Raw genomic sequence first — 22,550 nt, forward strand, 5'->3', positions numbered from 1 at the left:
TATCGAAAGGTTGTTTCGTGTTTTCTGTTGTATCCCGACTCTTTTCCTCTTTCTGCTTTACCGCACCTCCTGCCCGAAACGCGCTGTTCGCAGTAGCGGCACTGGTAGCGCCGCTGGCTGATGCCGGTGTTCTCAGCCTGACCAATGGGGACCGGGTACACGGCGAGCTGGTGGTGGTAGAGCGTGACCACGTGGTTTGGAAGTCCGAAACCTTCGGCGATATTACCGTAGAAAAGAGCAAAATCCTGTCTCTGGAAACCGATAAAGACCTGAAGATTGCCGGCCGCGAGGAGCCCTGTGCACTGGCCGGCCACCGCCGTCAGCAGTGGGAACTGTACTGTGATGAAGGCTCGGGCTGGGTGATGGATTTCCCGGCGATCGATCACGCGGAACCCTATATCAACTTTGTCGGTGACCCGATCATCTTTCGCGGTAACGTGGCGGCTTCCGGTGTCTTCGAAGATGGTAACCGGGAGCGTGAAGACTGGGATGTGAGTGCCAATTTCGATGTGCGCAATGGTGACTTCCATCACCTGATCGGTACCCAGTATCAGAATCAGAACAGTGCGGATGTGACCAACCTGGAGAAGTACCGGCTCAGCTACGATCTGCGCTGGATCTTTGCCGAGAAATGGTTTGCCGCGGGTAACAGCGCTTTCCTGCATGAAGAAGCGCGGAACATTGACCTCAGCTCAACGATGGGTCTCGGTCTCGGTTATCTGTTTTTCGATACGGATAAATCTGCTTTTTCCATTCAGGGTGGTGTGAACAGCCTGCGGGAAGACTTTATTGACCCGAGCCTGAATGATAAATCTGGCAAGCGCTATGCCGCGGGTCGTACGGCCTGGGATTTCCGTTACAAGTTTGACCTGGGTCCGGAGGTTTATTACAACCAGGAGTTACTGCAGTCTCTGGATAGCAGTGAGGACTACCAGAGCAATGCGGAAATTGGCGTGCGTACACCGCTGGTGAAGGGCATTCTGATGGAAGTGAAGTACGCTTGGCAGTACGACAATACCCCATCGCTCGAAAGTGCAAAAGAAGACACCAAGATGACCGTTGGCGTCGGCTATTCCTGGTAAAGGGTAACGCTTTCATTGGCTCGTGTTGCCAATGAAGATTGAATTTTGAGGTACACATGCAAGTAGCAAATAGCATTATTGCCATTACTGGCGCCGGGCAGGGACTCGGCCGTTCCATGGCGGTTTATCTGGCAGAGCGCGGTGCGCGCCTGGCGTTGCTGGATGTTAACCAGCAGGGGCTGGATGAGAGTGTGACGGTGTGCCAGGCTCATAATGCCGAGGTGCGGAGCTATGTGGTCAATGTCGCGGACGAGGCGGCGGTTGACCAGTGCTTTACTGCCATCGCCGCGGACTTTGGCGGACTGGATGTACTGGTGAACAATGCCGGCATCATGCGTGATGGCATGTTGCTCAAGGTAAAAGATGGCAAAGTGACCGAGCGTATGTCGCTGGCGCAGTGGCAGTCCGTCATTGATGTCAACCTGACCGGTGTTTTCCTCTGCACTCGCGCTGCCGGTGCGATTATGGCGGAAAGCGGAAATGGGGGTGTGATCGTCAATATTTCCAGCGTGTCCCGCGCGGGGAATATGGGGCAGACCAACTATTCCGCGTCGAAAGCGGGTGTCGCCACCATGACCGTCACCTGGGCAAGAGAGTTGGCGCGCTATGGGGTGCGGGTAGCAGCCATTGCGCCCGGTTTCATCGGCACCGATATGGTGGCGCAGATGCGACCGGAAATTCTCGAAGGCCTGGTCAAGCAGGTGCCCCTGCGCCGTATCGGCGAGCCGGATGAAATTGCGAGCACCGTGTCGTTCATTGTTGAAAATGACTACCTGACCGGTCGCGTGATCGAGATTGATGGCGGTGCACGCATGTAAATGCACACTGGATGTCAGTTGAAAAGGCGAGTCTTGCAGGCTCGCCTTTTTTGTTTTTGAGCGCTAGACAACGCGGGTCACACCACCCTCCCGCTTGTTGGAAAATATCCACTGCCAGAGCTGTATGTGGCGCGCTCGAAAAGCGCCGGCGCAAGACAGCAGGTAATAGCGCCACATGCGGTAAAACGTCTGGTCGAAGGTATCTGCAAAGTTGTCCCAGCGTGCTTCAAAATTCCGGTGCCAGGCCATCAGGGTTTTGTCGTAGTCACTGCCAAAGTTGTGCAGATCCTCCTCAATAAAAAGGTCTTCCGCGCCGTCGCAGATCTGCCCGGAAGAGGGCAGGTCGCCATTGGGGAAGATATATTTATCGATCCAGGCATCGGTGGTGGAAAAACGCTGATTTTTGCCAATGGTGTGTAACAGCAGCAATCCGTCTTTGTTCAGGCAACGCCGGGCAACCTGCATGAAGGCTCGGTGATTCTTGCGACCGACATGCTCGAACATACCAACGCTGGCAACGCGGTCAAATTGCCGGTTGAGCGATCGGTAGTCCTGCAGGTGTACCTCAATGGGGAGCTCGGCGTAGGTTTGCTCAATGTAATGACACTGTTCCCGTGAAACGCTGACCCCGACACATTCGACGCCGTATTTCTCCGCTGCATACCCGAGGAGACTGCCCCAGCCACAACCGATATCCAGCAGGCGCATGCCGGGTTGTAACCCCAGTTTCCGGCAGATCAAGTCCAGTTTGGCTGTCTGCGCGTCTTCCAGATCCTGTGCTTCTCGCCAGTAGCCACAGCTGTAAGTCATGCGGCTGTCGAGCATTGCCTGGTAGAAATCATTGCCGAGATCGTAGTGCTGCTCACCGACCTGGAAAGCGCGACCGCGGCTTTGCAGATTGACCAGATAGGCGCGGGCGATTCGCCACAAATTGCGGAAAGGCTTGGCTTTTTTGTGCAGGTCGGCGCGCAGGAGCTTGTGGAAAAACTGGTCCAGCGCTGGACTGCTCCAGTCGCCGCGCATATAGGTCTCACCGAGACCGAGGCTGTGCCTGGCAACGATTTCATCCAGTGCGGCGCTGCGGTGAAGCTGCATGTCCCAGGGCCTGTCACCGTTAATCCGGATATCGGCCAGGGCGAACAGCTCATCGAGAAAATGGCGGCGGCGGTCGATCGTTGGGGCCATTGGATTACTTTCGCTTTCCATGGTGGACTCCATAGTCGCTGGAGGCGATTTGCGCGTCACAAGGGTCAGTGGCTAAACTGCGAGCCTGTATCCTGATGACGGCCATTCCCGCCCCAGGAAAGTCGACTACTAGACCCTTAAGCATATCGGAAAAGCCCAAGTTCGCCTGTGCCACAGGATTCCGACTTGTTCTCAGCCGCGGAGAGCCCCATGCGTCCATTGTTGATCCTGTTTATTGTGATGCCGATTCTGGAAATGTGGGTGCTGATCAGCGTCGGCCAGGAGATAGGGGCACTGCCTACCATCGGCCTGGTGTTGCTGACGGCGGTGGTGGGCCTGGCTTTATTGCGCCATCAGGGAATTTCCACCGTTATGCGCGCCCAGCAGAAGATGCAGGCGGGGGAGATGCCCGCACGGGAAATGGCGGAGGGGATTTTCCTTGCGGTTGGCGGGGCTTTATTGCTGACCCCGGGGTTTATTACCGACGCGATCGGCTTCGCCTGCCTGGTGCCTGGATTGCGGCAGCTGGTACTGGGCAAGTTGCTCAGTCGAATCGTGGTCGTTCAGAGCAGCAGCTACGGCCCATACTCGCCGCCAGGCCCGGGCTCCAGCAATGGGCCGGGAGGGCAGGGTTCTCACGACGTGATCGAGGGGGACTATCAACGGGAAGACCAACGAGAAGACCAACGAGAAGACCAACGAGAAGACCAGCGAAAAGATCAACGTGAAGATCAGGGCAAAGATCAGGGCAAAGATCAGGGCAAAGATCACAATGACCGGGATGAATCCCGCTAAATCTGATCAAAAATTACGCGTATCTCCTGCGTTTTGCCCGGATTTCCGGGCCCCGTCATTTTTTTTCTCTGCCACTGTTGAAATCCTCCTCCCAGCCCTCAGATAGGCTCCACCCCAAGTTTTTGTCCTGCCCCCCAAAGGGGGCGGACCTGCCCGGGGCCAAACGTGCCCAGGGCACTTGACATTGCAACCCTAAATAACTCAATGGAGAGCAAATCCATGAAAATTCGTCCTTTGCACGATCGCGTCGTCGTACGCCGTAAGGAAGAAGAAGCCAAATCTGCCGGTGGCATCGTGCTGCCGGGTGCCGCGAAAGAAAAGCCGAACCAGGGCGAAGTGGTAGCGGTAGGCGAAGGCAAGCTGCTGGATAACGGCGACGTGCGCGCTCTGTCTGTAAAAGTGGGTGACACCGTAGTGTTCGGCCGTTATGCCGACAGCAACACCCTCAAGGTGGACGGCGAAGAGCTGATCATCATGAGCGAAGGCGACATCTACGGCGTACTGGAAGGCTAAGACTCGGTAAATAGCCCCCGGTACCGGACAACCACGAACAGAATTGAGGAATTAAGACCATGGCAGCAAAAGACGTTAAATTTGGTGATGACGCTCGCCAGAAAATGCTGAACGGCGTAAACATCCTGGCTGACGCCGTAAAAACCACCCTGGGCCCGAAAGGCCGCAACGTGGTACTGGACAAGTCCTTCGGCGCGCCTACCGTAACCAAAGACGGTGTATCCGTAGCCAAAGAAATCGAACTGAAAGACAAGTTCGAAAACATGGGCGCGCAGATGGTGAAGGAAGTTGCTTCCAAAGCCTCCGACACCGCTGGTGACGGCACCACTACCGCTACCGTACTGGCCCAAGCCATTGTGACCGAAGGTCTCAAGTCCGTAGCTGCAGGCTTCAACCCGATGGACCTGAAGCGCGGTATCGACAAAGCCGTTGCGGCGGCCGTTGAGCACATCGCCAGCCTGGCCACTCCCTGTGAAGACAGCAAGTCCATCGCCCAGGTAGGTACCATCTCCGCCAACAGCGACGAGCACGTAGGCACCATCATCGCGGAAGCGATGGAAAAAGTGGGCAAAGAAGGTGTAATCACCGTTGAGGAAGGTTCCGGTCTCGAGAACGAGCTGGACGTGGTAGAAGGTATGCAGTTCGACCGCGGCTACCTGTCTCCTTACTTCATCACCAACCAGGAAAACATGACTGCCGAGCTGGACAGCCCGTTCATCCTGCTGGTTGACAAGAAAATCTCCAACATCCGCGACCTGCTGCCGCTGCTGGAGCAAGTAGCCAAGGCTTCCAAGCCGCTGCTGATCATCGCTGAAGACGTAGAAGGCGAAGCGCTGGCGACGCTGGTTGTAAACAGCATGCGCGGTATCGTTAAAGTTGCCGCGGTGAAAGCACCGGGCTTCGGCGACCGTCGCAAAGCCATGCTGCAAGACATCGCCATCCTGACCGGCGGCACTGTGATTTCTGAAGAAGTTGGTCTGGAGCTGGAAAGCGCCACTCTGGAGCACCTGGGCACCGCCAAGCGCGTAACCCTGTCCAAAGAAAACACCGTGATCGTTGACGGCGCCGGCAATGTTGGCGACATCGAAGCACGTGTGAAGCAAATCCGTGCCCAGATCGAAGAATCTTCTTCCGATTACGACAAAGAGAAACTGCAAGAGCGCGTAGCCAAGCTGGCTGGTGGTGTTGCGGTGATCAAGGTTGGCGCTGCCACCGAAGTCGAAATGAAAGAGAAGAAAGCCCGCGTTGAAGACGCCCTGCACGCAACCCGCGCTGCAGTAGAAGAGGGTGTTGTTCCTGGCGGCGGTACCGCTCTGGTTCGCGCTATCCAGGCGATCTCTGTTCAAGGCGACAACGAAGACCAGAACCACGGTATCGCTGCTGCGCTGCGCGCTATGGAAATGCCGCTGCGTCAGATCGTAACCAATGCTGGTGACGAAGCCTCTGTTGTTGTCGATAAGGTGAAGCAGGGCGAAGGCAACTTCGGCTACAACGCTGGTACCGGTGTATACGGTGATATGCTGGAAATGGGTATCCTCGATCCGGCCAAGGTAACCCGCTCTGCACTGCAAGCGGCTGCCTCTATCGCCGGCCTGATGATCACCACCGAAGCCATGGTTGCTGACATCCCTGAAGACAAGCCTGCAATGCCTGATATGGGCGGCATGGGCGGTATGGGTGGTATGGGCGGCATGATGTAAGCCGGCCTTGCAGCCAAACCAATAAAAAACCCCGCTTATGCGGGGTTTTTTATTGGTTCAGTCCAGCGGACTGACGACACCGCGTTCATGCACACCGATTACGTGGGTGTAAATCATTGTGGTGTTGACGTCACTATGCCCCAATAGCTCCTGAATGTTGCGTATATCTGTGCCTTTGGACAGCAAGTTGGTGGCAAAAGAGTGACGAAATGTATGGCAACTGGCTTTCTTACGGATGCCTGTGAGTCTCAGAGCATTTGCCACTGCTCTGCGAACTTGCTGCTCACCAATGTGATGACGACGAATTACCCCGCTGCGGGGGTCTGTAGCTCTCTCTGGGGCAGGAAATACGTACTGCCAGCCAGGACTGGTTGCAGCACGCGGATATTTCTTGGCAAGGGCACCCGGTAAATATACCTCTCCAAAACCCTCTTCCAGATCGCGTCGGTGCAATGCCAGCGCAAACTCCACCTGGGTTTTCAGTGGCTGCAAAAGTGAATTTGGTAATAAGGTTCGCCGCCATTTTTCGCCTTTGCTTTCACGCACAAACAGGCATTGATGGCCAAAGTCCACATCCTGTACGCGTAGCCTGACCGTTTCCATCACCCGCAAGCCAGAACCATACATCAGGCTGGCGGCAAGTTTATGATGTCCCCGCATTTCCCCTAATACAGCGACCGCTTCTTCATGAGTAAACACTACGGGTAGTCTTTTCCCTTTACTGGTTCGCTCGAACTGGAGATCACCAAGGTCGATACTCAAAAACTGCTTGTATAAAAAGACCACCGCATTGAGTGCCGTCTTTTGAGTGTTGATAGAAACTGCACGGCGATTCGCCAAATAACCCAGCCACTCATCTACATGCTTCGTCCCCATCTCATCAGGGCGCTGCATCTTGTGAAACCGGATAAAGTCCTTTACCCAAAAACAGTAGGTCTTCTCCGTTTTGTACGCCATGTGACGTGAACGCATGAACGCTCGGAATCGATCCATAAATCGAGTTGGGCGGGCCGGTAGGGGAGTTGGTATATCGTCCATTCTGCAATCCTTTGCACAAAGACAAGGAGTGTATTTTTATACAGTATTTTGGCAAAACTTGACTAAGAATCAACCTGTATTTTCAGCATGCCGACCACTATTCCGTCTGACCCAGTCGAAAAAGACTAAAAAGATAGAAAAATCAATAAGTTGTGTATTTTGTGGGAGCTGAAGATAGTGGTCGAGCAGAGCGATTTATGGTCGCGGGCTAAATGATATTAATGGCCCTAAACCGTTGAATTAACTAGGATTTTGATCAACTATGGTGTTAAAAGGCGCTAGGAATAAGAATCAAAGAATAGTAGCCTTGGAGGCTAGGATTAAAATGTTATGGTTAAGGCCAGGTTCATAGAGAGAATAATGAAAAACATACTGCTGGGGATTTTTGCTGTCTTTGCAAATCAGAGCTTTGCATGTGAAGAGTCTGACGCGGAAATTTTTGTGCGAGATGTAAAGGTATATCAGCATCAGGGGCAAACTTGTACATCCTTTCAGATACTTCTCAGTGAATTTGTAGAGAATAAAAATCGATATATTGATTCTGCGTACTTAAATATTATTGATGAAAACAATAAAGTAGTAGCTCAATTCGCCCCAGAGTTGGAGCGTCCAGGCTTCGGTAATGTGCTTCTATCTATGTGTGTCTCAAAGGAATACATAGAAAATTCTCGGGTATTTCTAAATGTAAAACCGCGGCCATCGGTAAAATTAAACGGCAATGGGGTGATAACTACCGGAAGTGCTTTGTGTCTCGATACACGTGAGTTGGTGCTTTCCAAGCTAATAAAAGACGGTAGTGAGTAGGTTTCGTGCCAATTAGCCATAACAATCACAGGCAGTTTGCTACAGCCCTCCGGGCTTCCGCGGGACGTCTTACCTTGTGCACCTTTTGCGCGGGTCGCTTCGCTCCCAGTTTCGCGCAAAATGCGCACAAAGTAAGCCGCCCCTGCTGTGGGCGTTAACTGTAAGCATGAAAAAAGCTCTGTACTTGTTCACGGTTTTTTTAATGCCGGTAATTTCGGCTTTAATTCCATTGGAGCACTTCCAGGATTTATGGGTTTGGCTTTATGTGCCATTTGCAGTTGCCTATGGAACTTACATTTGGTTCCAGCCAGATGTTCGCATGATGGTTCTGGTCAGTTTTGCACCAATTGTTTTTCTAAGCGTTGTATTGGTGGTGTTTCCATTTTTAGCGGCTATGGATGCAGGCGCAGTTGAAGGGTTAAAATTTCTTGCGGTGGTAGCACTCTTCGCTGTTCCGACTAGTGTTGTAATAGGTTCAGTTTACGTACTTTTGGCCTATGCCATTTATGCTCTATTTCGGCGCTACGACCTGTTGCCAGGCAACAGTTAACAAAGCCAGGCAGGATGCTGCGGGCCTTCGGCCCTCCGCGGGACAGCTTACCTTGTGCACGCTTTGCGCGGGTCGCTGCGCTCCCATTTTTGCGCAAAACGCGCTCAAGGTAAGCTGCCCCTGCTGGCGGCGTTATGGTGCCGGTCGGTAAAAATAGGTTTTTGTGGTGCTGCAAGGTTTGCGCATTATTTTGGCATACAGCATTTCGCGTTTTGCCAGGACACATTCAAGCAGTTTCGTTCCTAGAGTGTTCGCTCTGGTTCGGTAGAATAGGGTAGTCCGCTGCAGTATTGTCGCGTGCCGGTAAGATAATTATAGGTTGGGGAAAGTACGGTATTCTTTCCACTTTCAAATGGGCGGTGGCCAGCCAAGTCGTGGCTGGCAAAGTGCCGGAAAGCGAGCGCGGAGTGCGGCATACCATAACAAGGCGCTGCAGGGCGACGGCTTACTTTGTGCACTTTATTGCGCGGTCGCTTCGCTCCCATTTTTGCGCAATCAAGCGCACAAAGTAAGCCGCCCCTGAGCGCGGCGTTATGGTGCCGGTCGGTAAAAATTAGTATCTGTGCGTCTCAAGCTTTTACGCACAGTTTTTGTGTCCAGTATTTGGCTTCGTGCCATGGCACATTCAAGCAGCTTCGTTCCTAGAGTGTTCGCTCGGGTTCGATAGAAGAGGGCAGTCCGCTGCAGAGTTGTGGCGTGCCGGTAAGATAAAAATAGGTTGGGGAAAGTGCGATATTCTTTCCTTGTAATTTTCGGGCAGTGGCCAGCCAAGCCGTGGCTGGCAAAGTGCTAGTAGTTGGTCCGGAGCGCGTCAGCCATAACCAGGCTAGGCAGGCTCGCCCATCCCCTTCGGGGTTGGGCTGGACGTCCAACGCTACGCGTCGGCCGCCCCTGCTAGCAGCGTTAAGCATCAGAACATGCCCAGAGAAAAATCTGACTCAGAAAAGGCAGCGGGAAAGCTAATCTCAGCAATTCAAAAAGAATGGAACGAAGAGGCTGGCACTCCCCAAGCGGAGCAAAGCGAAGGCGTAATGGATCTGGCTCATGAGCTTTTACAGGCTCGTACAGGCAAAGCTATGGAAGCGTTACTCGCAAGTAGATCAATAAGCGAGTATTTGGGTGAGTTTTGGGTTCGTAGGCACCCGTCGGTTAGCTCAGCCGTACATTCCCTAGAGCAAGCGATAGAGCAAGAACATGCTTAACAATCGCAAGCAGTATGCTACGGCCCTTCGGGCCTCCGCGGGACGCCCAACGCTATGCACATTTTGTGCGGGTCGCTGCGCTCCCAGTTTCGCACAAAATGTGCATAGCGTTGGTCGCCCCTGTTGCGGGCGTTAAGGCAAACCATGAATAAAGTAATAGGGTTAGCTCTTCTCTTGTTCTCAATCTATGCAACTGCATGGGAATGCAATAATGAGAATAAATACAACCAGGAAATCGGAGCGCATGCAGACCTAGCAACAGATGTTTTTCTGGGCCAAGTTGTTTCTGGTGTCTATGACCCAAATAAAAAATATGGAAATGAAACAAAATTAGAAGTGGCGGTAAACCACTCATTCAAAGGAATTAAGGAAAAAAGTGTTACTTTAACTACCGGTTTTGACTCTCTCTTTGAAGGGGTAACCTTGGGCGAAAGCTACGTTTTTTTCTTGTTCGGTTACAGTGAGTTAACCTTTTGTCGCGAGTTAATTCCTGTAGGCCCGAGAACGCGGAGCCTCGAAGATCTCCAGGAAATGTCTAGCCGGGTTGATGTCTATTCTGGGGCTAAGATCAAGCATTTACTTAGCCACTTTGGAAAACTGCCTTAACAAGGCGCTGCAGACCGACAGCTAACTTTGTGCACCTTTTGCGCGGTCGCTGTCGCTCCCAATTTTCGCGCAAAATGTGCACAAAGTTAGCTGCGGCTGAGCGCGGCGTTATATGCCCTAGTAAGTAGAGAGTAAATATGAAAATTTTTACCATGTGTATGGAGTGTCAAAAAGAGTTAGGGCACCCATCATTCGAACCAATTCTCGCAGATTATTATGATGAGCCTGTGGCTCATTTCGAATGTGGGAGAGGGCACAAATGTGCTTTGATGTTACAAAGTCAAAAGTTCGAAATTCTACTTGAGTCAGCTGTTAACGCATTACTTGCAGGTTATACACTAGAGGCTTCGTCTACTTTCTCATCCGCATACGAAAGATTTTTTGAGTTCGTAATTAGCGTCTTCTGCTCAAAACAAAAAGTTGATAAAGATGAATTGGCAAAGACATTTAAGCAAGTTTCTAGGCAGTCAGAACGACAGCTTGGCGCCTTTCTATATCTTTATTTAATGGAGTTTGGCGTAAACTACCAAATCAATATGGACATCATTGAATTTAGGAATAAGGTGATCCATAAAGGTTACATCCCGTCACCTGACGAGGTTGAAAAGTTTGCTGAAAAAATATACACGGAAATACATCAGGTTACCCAAAAGCTAAAGTCTTCCTGTGGAGAAGATATACAGAATGTCGTTCAGGCTAGTCTCTTAGAGAGAAGCAAAAGCGTTTCTGGACAGGTGGCAAAAGCTACATCTACTGGGTCAAGCTTCTTTTCACTTAGCCATGAGGAGCAGGCGCCAACCTTTGGCTCAGCCATTGCTTCATACAAAGAAGTGCAGAAAGCAATAAAAGAATCAACTCCAACGTTAAAGGCCCTTGGAGAAATAATAAAAGCCAGAGAGCACTGATAGTTCTGCATATAACAAAGCAATGCAGCCGACGTCTTACTTTGTGTGCTTTTTGCACGGTCGCTGCGCTCCCATTTTCGTGCAAAAAGCACACAAAGTAAGCCGCGTCTGATTGCGGCGTTAGGGCTAAAAAGTGATTCACAACCATGTGGAAGAAAAAACACGGATAAAAATTATAAGTGCCGTGACTTATTCCGCAGCTGCGATTTTTTCTGGATTGATGGTGGCTCGCTTCGAACCACAGTGGTACATATTGGCTACAATATTCGCGGGTTTATGTGGGTTCTATCTTGGTCCGTTCATATTTAGTTCTAGTCGGTGGGTTTCGTATATTTGGGTTTTTTATAATTCTCTTTTGATTCCTGGCCTTTCATTGTTGTTAACTGGTCTGGTCCTTGCTCCAATTTATTTGATTTTTGGTAAAGTTGGGGAGCAAACTAGCATGCTGAGCTTAATTGGGGCGCCGCTAATGTTTGGCGCAGTTGTTTATCCATTTCTATTTCTAATAACATGCTTTGCATCATGTATATTACTGTTTGTGAAGTCCAAGGTGTGAACCGCCCTAACAAGCGACTGTGGTGTCAACCACCCCAAATTTAAGTTGCACACCACGCTTGTTTTTCTCGAATCATCGCATTCAGGATAGTAATAAATTTTCGCATACAGGCGGTCAAAGCAACTTTCTTGTGCTTCCCTTGGGCTACGAGATTTTTGTAGAAAGCCTTGATCGCAGGGTTGCATTGAGTTGCACTCAGTGTCGCCATATAAAGCGTTGTGCGGACCGAGGCTCGTCCTCCCTGAATCCGTCGTTTCCCGCGCATCTTTCCGCTATCACGATTGATCGCTGCTACTCCGACGAGCGCAGAGGCCTGCTTGTTCGTCAAACTGCCAAGTTCTGGCATATCGGCTAACAGGGTGAACGCAAGCGTTTTCCCAACACCAGGTGCTGACTCTAGAATCTCTCGCTTCTCTGACCATTCGGACTCTGTTTCTACAAGCTTCTCAAGCCTTTTTTCGACCCAGACAATCTCAGCATCAAAGCACTTTATCAGTCGACGACAGGAGCGCTTGATCCCACCGTCCATAATGTGTCGACGATTGATTTCTTGAGTTCGAAGACTCAGTATTTGACGACGCCTGGCGAGTAAGTCTTTGATAGCTATAAGATTCTTACTTTTTTCTGGCGTCACGCGGGGCTTGATTACCGCCGCATACTCCGCAATTACCTGAGCGTCAATGCGATCCGTCTTTGCGAGTTGCTCTATAGCGCCAGCATACTTCCTGACAGAGGTCGGCTTAGCTATACATACCGGTAAGCCCTTATCATAGGCCGCTTCCGCCAGTGCGAATTCATATCTGCCGGTCGCTTCCATAACGATTCGTTCAACGTGATATCGTGAAAGGCGATTCATTAGTGATCGGATGCCTTCTGGCGTGTTCTCCACCTGCCATACCAGCTCCTTCTCGTGGATGCAGATATCCAAACTCCACTTTCCAACATCGACACCGACATTAACCCTGGACTTCGTTAGCTTTTGGTTTGTCATGATGACTCTTCCTTGCTAAATTCGGGCTCGAGGCCCATTCGACTGTTCGAGTTTGCAAATCGGGTCGGCCCGGCGCCCACGCTTGTTAACGGTCTTTTGACCAATCGCTCATCGGGCTGCCAGGCCGGTAACTTATGACGGTAAGTTACGGGTCTCACCTTACCGAATATTTGGGGAATTAGGCCATACAAGCGCAAGCAGTATGCTACGGCCCTTCGGGCCTGCGCGGGACGCCCAACGCTATGCACATTTTGTGCAGCTCGCTGCGCTCCCAGTTTCGCACAAAATGTGCATAGCATTGGTCGCCCCTGTTGCGGGCGTTAGGCAGTGAGAATGAAAAAAATACTTTATATACTTTTATTCATGTCGGCTTATAGCTCTTCCTGGGCGCATCAAGATAGACTCATTGAATTGCGAGGAAATCAGCTTGTCGGGTTGCCAGAAAAGTATCAGCCTGCAGTCTTAGATTTAGAGAAACATTCATTTTCTATCGCTGGGAAACGATTAGTAGTACCTAGTTGCTATGGCCAATTTTTTCCAAAGACTGAAAATTATAAAATTTCCATAACTGCATCTTGGTATCACAGTGAAATTACAGATCTGCCGCCTTATATGGGAATACGCATTACTGAGAATGGAGAGTCATTTGGTCATTTCATCCAGCTAGAGCCGTTAGATTTATTTTGTAACAATGAAAACAAAGCTTTCTGTGAGAACGTTCTCAACTATAAGAGCATCGAAGATTCTTGCTACAAAGAGGTAGAGGTGGTGGCGGAAGGTCCCGCTGCCTAACAATGCAATGCAGCCGACGTCTTACTTTATGCACTTTTTGCACGGTCGCTGCGCTCCCATTTTTGTGCAAAAAGCACACAAAGTAAGCCGCGCCTGATTGCGGCGTTAAGCGAGTATAAGAATGAACCAAAAGAAAATCGCAGAAAAAATCGTAAGGTACTCGGTGCTTGGTGCATCGACGTGGGTCTGCCTTCAGATAATTCTTACGTTTGGTGTAGAGAAAAAATCATTTTTCCAAATGTTCGCCGATATCTTGGGTGGCGGAACCGTTGGTGCTCTCGCTGGTTTAGCCTTTTTCGTGGTGTTTGGAGCTATAGGGTGGGTATCAGGAGCAATCTATGGAGCGCTTGGCCTATTTTCGCTCATGGTGGGAGGCGCGCTAGGCGGATTAGGGCTTGGTTCAGTAGTGCATATTTTCAGAAACCCGGACCAATACAACTTCAATTGGTGGGTAATTATTCCAGGGATTATTATTTCCTATTTTCTAGTCCGGTATGTAACTCGTAAGGCTATGGATCTTTACCATCAATATGGTCCTTCAATAGTAAACCACTTCCTAAAAAAGGGTGAGGAGCCAGACCCCGCTTAACAAAGCAATGCAGCCGACGTCTTACTTTGTGCACTTTTTGCACGGTCGCTGCGCTCCCATTTTCGTGCAAAAAGCACACAAAGTAAGCCGCGTCTGATTGCGGCGTTATGCATATGAAAACTGAAAGTTATCGGTCTATTGCTGGAATGATTTTTTGCCCTTGGATATTGGTAGCTGTATGGTCGCTGCCGTATCTTAGCCATTCCGCATTCTCCAAATGGGTGGTTATCAATACTTTTTTTGCATTTACCGTGTTCTTTTTCACGGCTGCTGTTTCGCACGTGATTCTGAAGACTTTTTGCCTTACCAAAGGGTGGCATTATCCGGTGGTAATGTTCTTTGTGTGTCTCATATTGTACTTCGGTTTCTCTACTTTCAGTGCCAGTGGCTATGATGAGCTATATCATTCACAGACGCAGATCGTGGAGGATGGAAACGTTACCAAAGCCGGCTATGTTCTTAACTTCTGGAATTCTGTTTCGGGTTCATTGCTTTCTGCAGGTGTGTTTTTCGTGTTTTGGCTAATTGCTGTGTGGAAGCCACGGAGCGCAGTATGAAATGCATAACAAGGTGCGGCAGGCTGACGGCTTACTTTTTGCATTTTTTGCGCAGTCGCTTCGCTCCTATCTTCGCGCAAAAAACGCATAAAGTAAGCCGCCGCTGCGCACGGCGTTATGTGAGCAGATAAAAATGAGATTCCTCCTCTTATTCTTAGTTCTGGTCAACGTACCGTTGGCAGTTGGTTGTGATGATGAAGACCAGATCGGCCCTAAAGTTTTAATGGACAGATGGCAAAATTCTTTTGAAGAGGGTGTAACCATCTACTATCCGAGTGAATACAATGGGGTTCCAGTTTCGTACATAATATTGAACGTTGAAGATGAGAGCGAAAACTATATTTCGGCAGATTTACAGATAAGACCTGCGGAAGAAGACTTCAGCGGCATAGATATAAGTAAGTACAAGATTTCACACATTTATATAAGCGAAGAGTTTCTTAAAAAGGCGCAGGTCTCAATAAAGTACGAATATTCGCCAAAAAATGGGGAGCCAATTACTTGTGGTCCATTGCCACATTTATACCAGCTTTCAGATCTCCTCCCTAAGCGCGCACATAACAATGCCAGGCAGTAAAGCTCCGGGCCTTCGGCCCTCCGCGGGACAGCTTACCTTATGCGCGTATTGCGCGGGTCGCTGCGCTCTCATTTTCGCGCAATACGCGCATAAGGTAAGCTGCCCCTGCTGGCGGCGTTAAGCCACTAGAAGAATGAGATACGTAGAATCAAACTGTTGGAGAGTCATGGTACTAGTGCTGTCAGTTACGGCAGTTCTAATATTTTTTCGATCCCATATTTATATGACAGTGACTCCATTTGAATGTTGGAGCCTCGAAGATGTATGGGACTATCGCCATGACACCTTGAATCCATTTTGGATGTATTCTCTAGTATTCTTGTTGCTCTTAATTTGGTCGTTTGTTGAGCTTTTGATCGGTGTATTCTCAAAAAGCTTACGGTTTGTACCGTTCGTTTCGTTATTTTTAATGATCTCTGTTTTGTTTGGCCATTTGCACTTTTGGCAGTCTTTCAAAATTTTGCGTGAAGAAGAAGAGTTTAGTTACTTTACGCTTAAGCTGGTCCACTTTGTACGGCCACAACCAGAAGAAAGGCTTCCGGGGGCTCCACCTAGCTGGCAAGAATACCTTATTCAAAATAGATGTAATAAAGGATTGGCAATTTCCAATATGTCAGAGCAGGAACACGCAGAGCTTCGTAAGAGCTTTCTAGAGCTCTGGGAATGAAGGCTTAACAAAGCGCAGCAGAGGGACGGCTTACTTTATGTACGTCTTGCGCTAGTCGCTGCGCTCCCATTTTCGCGCAAAACGCGCATAAAGTAAGCCGCCCCTGTGCGCGGCGTTAGGTGCTCGTACATATGAGAATCTTCGTATTACTCTTAAGCCTTATTTTTTCACCTGCACTATTCGGTGAAAGTACTGGCTGGAGCAAATACATTAGCGAGCATGGCTGGGCTACGGTTTCTGATACCAATGAGGGGAAGGGCTCACTGTCAGAAGCAATCGCTCTTGTTCCTGATGATGTTTGGCTAAAGCACTTTCGAACATTTCCGTCGGTGGAGGATGTTAAAATACAAAATGAGCTGCATGATTTCTTAGCATCAAAATATCCAGAACTTCACAATGAAGCCTTAGCGTCGGCTGGAAATATGCACAACCCTAAGGTGGTCGCTTTACGCGCAGCGTTTCAAGAGGCCTTGATGTCTACAAGCTTGGTCACGCGAATTAACGCATCCCTCAAATCGAGGTGCGAGCGCATCATATCGGCCAGCTTCGAGAAGTTTACTATTCGTAATAGCGGCAACCAGCCTACTTATAGTGCTATGGTTTGGCTTAGTACCAAAAAGTGCACCTAACAAGGCCGTACAATTTGCTACGGGCCTGTGGCCCTCCGCGGGACAGCTTACCTTGTGCACCTTTTGCGCAGGTCGCTTCACTCCCATTTTTGCGCAAAAGGCGCACAAGGTAAGCTGCCCCTGCCGGCGGCGTTATGTGTAAGTAAGGGCAAGAGTAGAGCATGGAAATTTTTCTATACGTTTTGATTGTGCTTCTTCTACTTTGCGTAGCTTTATCTCCTAGCCTTGTAATTTGGCTATGTGCATATTTGTGGTTGCCGGATGCTTATAAGCTCCCACCGTATAGAATGACAGTCGCTTGTTTTATTCTGGCTTTAGTTACAGCGTTTTTAATGAACGTTGAACTCGAAGGTGGAGCTGGCTCTGGCGTAGTGGTAATTCTCGCGCTTAGTGTTATTTGGTCAGCCATTTTGGTTCCCATCGGTGCTCTAGCCAAGTATCTTAAAACACGCTATGCGTAGTGCCACACATAACAAGTGACTATGGTTCTCCGTCAAGTGATTAAGCCATTTTTTCATCCCAATGAGTGTTGTTCTTAACCATGGTATTGAGGATTGTGAGTTGCTTGCGCATACACGCGACGATAGCGACTTTCTTTGGTTTCCCAGCGGCAACCATACGCTCGTACATTGGTTTCAGCTTTGGGTGACATTGGATCGCAGACATCATCGAAACAAATAGAACCGTTCTAACACGGTGACGCCCGCCCCGAATGAACCGCTTCCCCTGAAAGCGCCCGCTGTCGCGGTTCATCGGTGCGATACCAACAAGCGCAGCTATTTCCTTACGATTAAGTTTTCCAAGTTCAGGAAGCTCGCTCATGAGTGTGTAAGCCAGGACGTTGCCTACACCTTTCGCACTTAGCAGCAAATCTCGCTTTTCCTTCCACTCCGTTACGCTGCTGATTAACTTGTCGAGTTGCTTGTCGATTTTAAGTAGTTCGCTCTTGATCGCGGTAAGGATTTTTCGGATAGGATCGTGGACTGACTTCGGCATTCTCTTGAGACGATTCTTCTGCATAGTACTCATCTCAAGACACTGGCTACGGACGGCAAGTAAGTCACTGATTTCTCGCAGCTTTTCCGGCTTTATTACTGTTAGCGCTGGTTTCATGGCCTCGCCAAAATGGGCAATATCCATGGCATCTAGCTTGTCGGTTTTAGCGATCCGTCCTGATGACTTTGCAAAGTTCCGAATTTGCGAAGGGTTGCAGACAACGATGGGCAGCCCTCGCTTATCGGCAGCGCACACAAAATCCATTTCCAGTCGTCCAGTAGATTCAATCAATACTCTAGTGGGTTTGAGTGCCAGTATTTTATCTACAGCCTGTTTAATACCGTCTCTATCGTTATTGACGCTAAAGAATTGGCCAGTGGGTCTCACATAGAAATCGAGTTGGTTGCTGCTGGTATCGATACCGACATTGATCTCTTTATATTCCATAAGATAAGCTATCTCCGCCTTGCTATTCGGGCTCGAGGCCCACATGACTATTCGAGTTATGCCTAGTGAGTGTTTGTCACGTTCATACTTGTTATCGGTCTTTATGAACCGGCCGGGCAGCGAACTGTGATAAACAAGGCCTTCGGTGGCCGCCGAAGGTGGGTCTCAATTTACCCGTTAGCGAGAAGAGCGTACAACGCCGAAATGAGACAAGAACAACCATACAAGGCCGGGCAATTTGCTCCGGGCCTGGGGCCCTCCGCGGGACAGCTTACCTTGTGCACATTTTGCGCGGGTCGCTTCGCTCCCATTTTCGCGCAAAGTGCGCACAAGGTAAGCTGCCCCTGCCGGCGGCGTTAGAGCAACGAATGGACACTGAAGAAATTACCTACATAGTCTTATATTTGTTGCTGTTGGTCGCATACTTCACAGCCGCTTTTTTTACTTCAAGGTGGCTATGGAGGAGGTTGGAGCAGTTCGGCTACATGGCCAAAATACCACTGAGAGCAGGCGTACTTACATTTTTCTTCGCTCCAACGGTATTTGCATGTGGAGCGGCAGCCTTTGTACCGTTTCCAGTACTATTGGTGACTGAGCTCGTCAGTGAGCCCAGTGCATGCTCTGGTCAAATTGGGTTCGCACTACCAACGCTAGCCATTTTTTGGGCCTTGTGCGTGGTTGTATATCTTTCAAAATTGGCCATCGGCAGGCTTCGGGCATGATTGCCAGGTCCGCTCTAACAATCACAGGCAGTGAAGCTCCGGCCCTTCGGGCCTCCGCGGGACGACTTACCTTATGCACGTTTTGCGCGGTCGCTTCGCTCCCATTTTCGCGCAAAACGCGCATAAGGTAAGCCGCCCCTGCTGTGGGCGTTAGGCATCAACGAGGCTTGAAATGGATTTTAGAGTTTTAGCTTCAATTTTACCCGTAACCCCAATGTTACTTGTCGGGGCTCCAGTAGTGTTCAAATTCACTGAGCAGCTGATGAAGGGTTACAATCTTTGGCAGAATAATTTAATCATAATTTGTTACGTTTTCGGCCTTCTTGGTGTTATAGGATTATTTCTGGCAAGTCTCGATCGGACTTACCGGGACCCATTATTGGCCGGGCGTACAAAAAATCTTCTTATTTTTGGATTCGCTTCCGCTGTTTTAAGTGTTGTCTTGGTTCTTACCGCGGGAATAGGCAATCGGCTAGTTCCCATAGTCATACTATTTTGTGTCGCAAGTCCAGTTGTGACTGGAACTTATGTATTTTTTAAGCTCCGAAAGGTCCAAAATGCCTAACAAACAGCGGCAGAGCGACAGCCAACGCTACGCACCTTTTGTGTTACTCGCTGGCGCTCAAACACTAACACAAAAGGCGCTCCGCGCTGGCTGCGCCTGCGCTGGGCGTTAGGCAGCAAAGCTGACTAGAGGATGAGAAAGATGGCTCTGATTATCGGGCGACTCGCGATTGCTTGGGCAACGGTGGCACTGTTCCTTCTCTTTGGCGACTCGTGGCTTACTGATCTCAGTTCTACGCTACGTTCGGCTATGCTATTTGTTTGGCTTTTTGCTGTCATTTTGTGGTGTGCTTCTGGGGTCGTTGAGGAAGCAGATCACCTTGCCGAACTACTCGGTGAGCCCATCGGAACGCTCGTTCTCACACTCTCAATCGTGATCGTCGAAGTCGTACTGATTGCCGCTGTGGTGTTTGGCAGCGAGGCCGCGTCGACTCTTGGGCGCGACACTATGTTTGCAGTCCTTATGATCGTGCTGAACGGGGTCGTCGGTCTGGCCTTGCTCTTGGGTGGGTGGCGTCACCGCGAGCAGGCGTATAATCTTCAAGGGGCCGTAGCCTACCTCGCCGTTATCATTCCGCTGTCGGTGATTGCGCTCGTCCTGCCTAACTTCACGCAAGCAGAACCTGTAGGCAGTCTGACGACCACACAAGCAGCTTTCTTTTCCGTATTTACGATAGCGCTCTATGGCATCTTTCTGATGATCCAAACCGGACGCCACCGGTTGTTCTTTGTAGGCTCCCTCACAGACAGCGAAGTGGCAGACGGCGGAAACACAAGAATCGAGAGGCATGGTTCAGCAGGTCGCGCGATCGGGGGGCATACATGCTTACTTGTCCTTACGATGTTACCCATCGTGCTTTTGGCCAAGCAACTCGCCATGTTGATTGATCATGGCATTGTCGTGCTTGGTGCTCCTCCTGCACTGGGTGGGGTACTCATCGCCCTCATCATATTTACACCGGAGGCGATCGTTGCGCTACGGGCTGCGCTCGATAATCAGCTGCAACAATCTATCAACTTGTGCCTCGGCGCATCCGCATCAACCATTGGTCTGACCGTGCCAGCGATTCTCGGCGTCGGTATCATAACTGGAAAAACGATGGTGCTCGGTCTAGACCCGGTTGGCATGACACTGCTTGCTCTTACGCTCCTACTCTGCACGCTCACTTTCTCCGGACCTCGCACAACCGTACTAGAGGGGGCCGGGCACTTAGTCATCTTCCTTGTCTACATTGTTTTGATCTTCAGTCCCTGAATGCGACCGGGTTGCCTAACAATCAAATGCAGCCGACCTCCTTCGTCGGCGACTGATTTACAGCGTTAGGGCTCCCTGAGAAATGAGTATGGAAGAAATTAAATCCAGAACAACAGACTATCTTGTTTCTGTTGGTATCGAAGTACCTGCGCACCTTCCAACGATTGAGGGGATGGATGAGGTCACGCCGAGAAATGCAAAAGACGTAGCAGGACGGCTCAGCGCCCTTGCTTACGTCATTGGTCTTGGCTTCGGTGCCAAAGGCAGCGATCTTTTGGAGCACATTCAACAGTACGATCTGATGCCCTTCGTAAGCGAACGCGAAAAAAGCTTGCTTCGCGAAGAAGTCCTTAGCGACCAAGATAAAGTGGATATGTCTTGGCAAACGGAATGTGCCCAAGCCTTGGCATGGTGCATTGGCCTTGTAGAACTCGACCACTTCCAGCACTGTGACGACGACTTGGCCCAAAAGATTCCATTCAAAGTAGATCCGAGCGACTTCATTCAAAGCGCCCAGCTGAGGCCGATTACCGAAATTCAATCGCAATCAGACCTACTTTATAGAATGCACTGGTATGCGAGAAATTGCCGACTTGCCGGGCGAGAGTGCGATCTGAGTGAAAGCATTATCTCCGAACGGAGAAAAGCCATTGATTGGGTTTATGGTGTTGAGGAGGACTGGGATGAAGTGCCAATGGATACCTAGCCCTAACAAGCGACTTCATTCAAAGCGCCCAGCTGAGGCCGATTACCGAAATTCAATCGCAATCAGACCTACTTTATAGAATGCACTGGTATGCGAGAAATTGCCGACTTGCCGGGCGAGAGTGCGATCTGAGTGAAAGCATTATCTCCGAACGGAGAAAAGCCATTGATTGGGTTTATGGTGTTGAGGAGGACTGGGATGAAGTGCCAATGGATACCTAGCCCTAACAAGCGACTGTGGTGTCAACCACCCCAAATTTAAGTTGCACACCACGCTTGTTTTTCTCGAATCATCGCATTCAGGATAGTAATAAATTTTCGCATACAGGCGGTCAAAGCAACTTTCTTGTGCTTCCCTTGGGCTACGAGATTTTTGTAGAAAGCCTTGATCGCAGGGTTGCATTGAGTTGCACTCAGTGTCGCCATATAAAGCGTTGTGCGGACCGAGGCTCGTCCTCCCTGAATCCGTCGTTTCCCGCGCATCTTTCCGCTATCACGATTGATCGGTGCTACTCCGACGAGCGCAGAGGCCTGCTTGTTCGTCAAACTGCCAAGTTCTGGCATATCGGCTAACAGGGTGAACGCAAGCGTTTTCCCAACACCAGGTGCTGACTCTAGAATCTCTCGCTTCTCTGACCATTCGGACTCTGTTTCTACAAGCTTCTCAAGCCTTTTTTCGACCCAGACAATCTCAGCATCAAAGCACTTTATCAGTCGACGACAGGAGCGCTTGATCCCACCGTCCATAATGTGTCGACGATTGATTTCTTGAGTTCGAAGACTCAGTATTTGACGACGCCTGGCGAGTAAGTCTTTGATAGCTATAAGATTCTTACTTTTTTCTGGCGTCACGCGGGGCTTGATTACCGCCGCATACTCCGCAATTACCTGAGCGTCAATGCGATCCGTCTTTGCGAGTTGCTCTATAGCGCCAGCATACTTCCTGACAGAGGTCGGCTTAGCTATACATACCGGTAAGCCCTTATCATAGGCCGCTTCCGCCAGTGCGAATTCATATCTGCCGGTCGCTTCCATAACGATTCGTTCAACGTGATATCGTGAAAGGCGATTCATTAGTGATCGGATGCCTTCTGGCGTGTTCTCCACCTGCCATACCAGCTCCTTCTCGTGGATGCAGATATCCAAACTCCACTTTCCAACATCGACACCGACATTAACCCTGGACTTCGTTAGCTTTTGGTTTGTCATGATGACTCTTCCTTGCTAAATTCGGGCTCGAGGCCCATTCGACTGTTCGAGTTTGCAAATCGGGTCGGCCCGGCGCCCACGCTTGTTAACGGTCTT

At 50.0% G+C, this 22,550-nt stretch carries 24 protein-coding genes and 1 pseudogene; 20 read left to right on the forward strand and 5 right to left on the reverse strand.

The genetic code is table 11. The features are described from left to right. The first annotated feature begins 17 nt into the window (after positions 1-17). Positions 18-1,082, forward strand: a complete 1,065-nt coding sequence (locus GRX76_RS09530; RefSeq protein ID WP_236250616.1) for a DUF481 domain-containing protein — start codon at positions 18-20, stop codon at positions 1,080-1,082. 56 nt (positions 1,083-1,138) lie between these two features. After that, a complete protein-coding gene (locus tag GRX76_RS09535; RefSeq protein WP_160153099.1) occupies positions 1,139-1,900 on the forward strand; it encodes an SDR family oxidoreductase in 762 nt (253 codons plus the stop codon). Between the two features lie 63 nt (positions 1,901-1,963). On the opposite strand, the gene cfa is transcribed toward GRX76_RS09535, so the two are convergent. Further along, entirely contained in the window at positions 1,964-3,106 is a 1,143-nt protein-coding gene (cfa, locus tag GRX76_RS09540) for a cyclopropane fatty acyl phospholipid synthase (RefSeq protein WP_201276949.1), read from the reverse strand. A 189-nt stretch (positions 3,107-3,295) separates the two neighbouring features. Between cfa and GRX76_RS19440 the strand changes: the two are divergent. From GRX76_RS19440 to groL, 3 genes and pseudogenes are all read left to right on the forward strand, one after another. Then, positions 3,296-3,632: pseudogene (locus GRX76_RS19440) on the forward strand (FxsA family protein); the annotation flags it as partial. 467 nt (positions 3,633-4,099) lie between these two features. Continuing rightward, a complete protein-coding gene (gene groES / locus GRX76_RS09550) occupies positions 4,100-4,393 on the forward strand; it encodes a co-chaperone GroES (protein WP_160153101.1) in 294 nt (97 codons plus the stop codon). A gap of 59 nt (positions 4,394-4,452) precedes the next feature. Further along, positions 4,453-6,093, forward strand: coding sequence for a chaperonin GroEL (gene groL / locus GRX76_RS09555; protein WP_160153102.1), 1,641 nt, complete (start codon positions 4,453-4,455; stop codon positions 6,091-6,093). Between the two features lie 57 nt (positions 6,094-6,150). Here groL and GRX76_RS09560 read toward each other — a convergent pair whose 3' ends face one another. Continuing rightward, positions 6,151-7,131: an integron integrase gene (locus GRX76_RS09560; RefSeq protein ID WP_160153103.1), complete on the reverse strand. Its 981-nt coding sequence runs from the start codon at positions 7,129-7,131 to the stop codon at positions 6,151-6,153. A 360-nt stretch (positions 7,132-7,491) separates the two neighbouring features. Between GRX76_RS09560 and GRX76_RS09565 the strand changes: the two genes are divergently transcribed. The 5 genes from GRX76_RS09565 to GRX76_RS09585 all read left to right on the forward strand — a co-directional run bounded on the left by GRX76_RS09565 (position 7,492) and on the right by GRX76_RS09585 (position 11,198). After that, entirely contained in the window at positions 7,492-7,935 is a 444-nt protein-coding gene (locus GRX76_RS09565; RefSeq protein WP_160153104.1) for a hypothetical protein, read from the forward strand. Between the two features lie 166 nt (positions 7,936-8,101). Then, positions 8,102-8,485: a hypothetical protein gene (locus GRX76_RS09570; RefSeq protein WP_160153105.1), complete on the forward strand. Its 384-nt coding sequence runs from the start codon at positions 8,102-8,104 to the stop codon at positions 8,483-8,485. A 917-nt stretch (positions 8,486-9,402) separates the two neighbouring features. Next, positions 9,403-9,687, forward strand: coding sequence for a hypothetical protein (locus GRX76_RS09575; protein WP_160153106.1), 285 nt, complete (start codon positions 9,403-9,405; stop codon positions 9,685-9,687). Positions 9,688-9,831: 144 nt separating this feature from the next. Further along, positions 9,832-10,293: a hypothetical protein gene (locus GRX76_RS09580; RefSeq protein WP_160153107.1), complete on the forward strand. Its 462-nt coding sequence runs from the start codon at positions 9,832-9,834 to the stop codon at positions 10,291-10,293. 137 nt (positions 10,294-10,430) lie between these two features. Beyond that, entirely contained in the window at positions 10,431-11,198 is a 768-nt protein-coding gene (locus tag GRX76_RS09585; RefSeq protein ID WP_160153108.1) for a hypothetical protein, read from the forward strand. 596 nt (positions 11,199-11,794) lie between these two features. Here the strand turns inward: GRX76_RS09585 and GRX76_RS09590 are convergent. Then, entirely contained in the window at positions 11,795-12,745 is a 951-nt protein-coding gene (locus tag GRX76_RS09590) for an IS110 family transposase (protein ID WP_160153109.1), read from the reverse strand. Positions 12,746-13,078: 333 nt separating this feature from the next. Here GRX76_RS09590 and GRX76_RS09595 point away from each other — a divergent pair, with 333 nt between their 5' ends. The 7 genes from GRX76_RS09595 to GRX76_RS09625 all read left to right on the forward strand — a co-directional run bounded on the left by GRX76_RS09595 (position 13,079) and on the right by GRX76_RS09625 (position 17,017). Continuing rightward, positions 13,079-13,537, forward strand: coding sequence for a hypothetical protein (locus GRX76_RS09595; RefSeq protein WP_160153110.1), 459 nt, complete (start codon positions 13,079-13,081; stop codon positions 13,535-13,537). A 121-nt stretch (positions 13,538-13,658) separates the two neighbouring features. Then, positions 13,659-14,126: a hypothetical protein gene (locus GRX76_RS09600; RefSeq protein WP_160153111.1), complete on the forward strand. Its 468-nt coding sequence runs from the start codon at positions 13,659-13,661 to the stop codon at positions 14,124-14,126. A 113-nt stretch (positions 14,127-14,239) separates the two neighbouring features. Beyond that, positions 14,240-14,683, forward strand: coding sequence for a hypothetical protein (locus GRX76_RS09605; RefSeq protein WP_160153112.1), 444 nt, complete (start codon positions 14,240-14,242; stop codon positions 14,681-14,683). A 133-nt stretch (positions 14,684-14,816) separates the two neighbouring features. After that, complete coding sequence (locus GRX76_RS09610) at positions 14,817-15,260, forward strand: hypothetical protein (RefSeq protein WP_160153113.1); 444 nt, start codon at positions 14,817-14,819, stop codon at positions 15,258-15,260. Between the two features lie 223 nt (positions 15,261-15,483). Continuing rightward, positions 15,484-15,927 (forward strand): hypothetical protein, encoded by a 444-nt coding sequence (locus tag GRX76_RS09615; protein ID WP_160153114.1) that lies wholly within the window; start codon positions 15,484-15,486, stop codon positions 15,925-15,927. Between the two features lie 131 nt (positions 15,928-16,058). Beyond that, positions 16,059-16,556, forward strand: a complete 498-nt coding sequence (locus GRX76_RS09620) for a hypothetical protein (RefSeq protein ID WP_236250617.1) — start codon at positions 16,059-16,061, stop codon at positions 16,554-16,556. Positions 16,557-16,717: 161 nt separating this feature from the next. Continuing rightward, on the forward strand, positions 16,718-17,017 hold the full coding sequence (locus GRX76_RS09625; RefSeq protein ID WP_160153116.1) for a hypothetical protein: 300 nt from the start codon (positions 16,718-16,720) through the stop codon (positions 17,015-17,017). Positions 17,018-17,057: 40 nt separating this feature from the next. On the opposite strand, the gene GRX76_RS09630 is transcribed toward GRX76_RS09625, so the two are convergent. Then, complete coding sequence (locus tag GRX76_RS09630) at positions 17,058-17,999, reverse strand: IS110 family transposase (protein ID WP_160153117.1); 942 nt, start codon at positions 17,997-17,999, stop codon at positions 17,058-17,060. 1,428 nt (positions 18,000-19,427) lie between these two features. Here GRX76_RS09630 and GRX76_RS09635 point away from each other — a divergent pair. The 3 genes from GRX76_RS09635 to GRX76_RS19465 all read left to right on the forward strand — a co-directional run bounded on the left by GRX76_RS09635 (position 19,428) and on the right by GRX76_RS19465 (position 21,467). Continuing rightward, on the forward strand, positions 19,428-20,540 hold the full coding sequence (locus GRX76_RS09635; protein WP_160153118.1) for a calcium:proton antiporter: 1,113 nt from the start codon (positions 19,428-19,430) through the stop codon (positions 20,538-20,540). Between the two features lie 88 nt (positions 20,541-20,628). Continuing rightward, positions 20,629-21,246: a DUF4272 domain-containing protein gene (locus tag GRX76_RS09640; RefSeq protein WP_160153119.1), complete on the forward strand. Its 618-nt coding sequence runs from the start codon at positions 20,629-20,631 to the stop codon at positions 21,244-21,246. A 17-nt stretch (positions 21,247-21,263) separates the two neighbouring features. Further along, positions 21,264-21,467 (forward strand): DUF4272 domain-containing protein, encoded by a 204-nt coding sequence (locus tag GRX76_RS19465; protein ID WP_160154904.1) that lies wholly within the window; start codon positions 21,264-21,266, stop codon positions 21,465-21,467. Positions 21,468-21,503: 36 nt separating this feature from the next. On the opposite strand, the gene GRX76_RS09650 is transcribed toward GRX76_RS19465, so the two are convergent. Then, on the reverse strand, positions 21,504-22,454 hold the full coding sequence (locus GRX76_RS09650) for an IS110 family transposase (RefSeq protein WP_160153120.1): 951 nt from the start codon (positions 22,452-22,454) through the stop codon (positions 21,504-21,506). Between the last annotated feature and the right edge of the window lie 96 nt (positions 22,455-22,550).

Origin of the sequence: Microbulbifer sp. ALW1 (assembly GCF_009903625.1) — a bacterium.
Lineage (GTDB): Bacteria > Pseudomonadota > Gammaproteobacteria > Pseudomonadales > Cellvibrionaceae > Microbulbifer.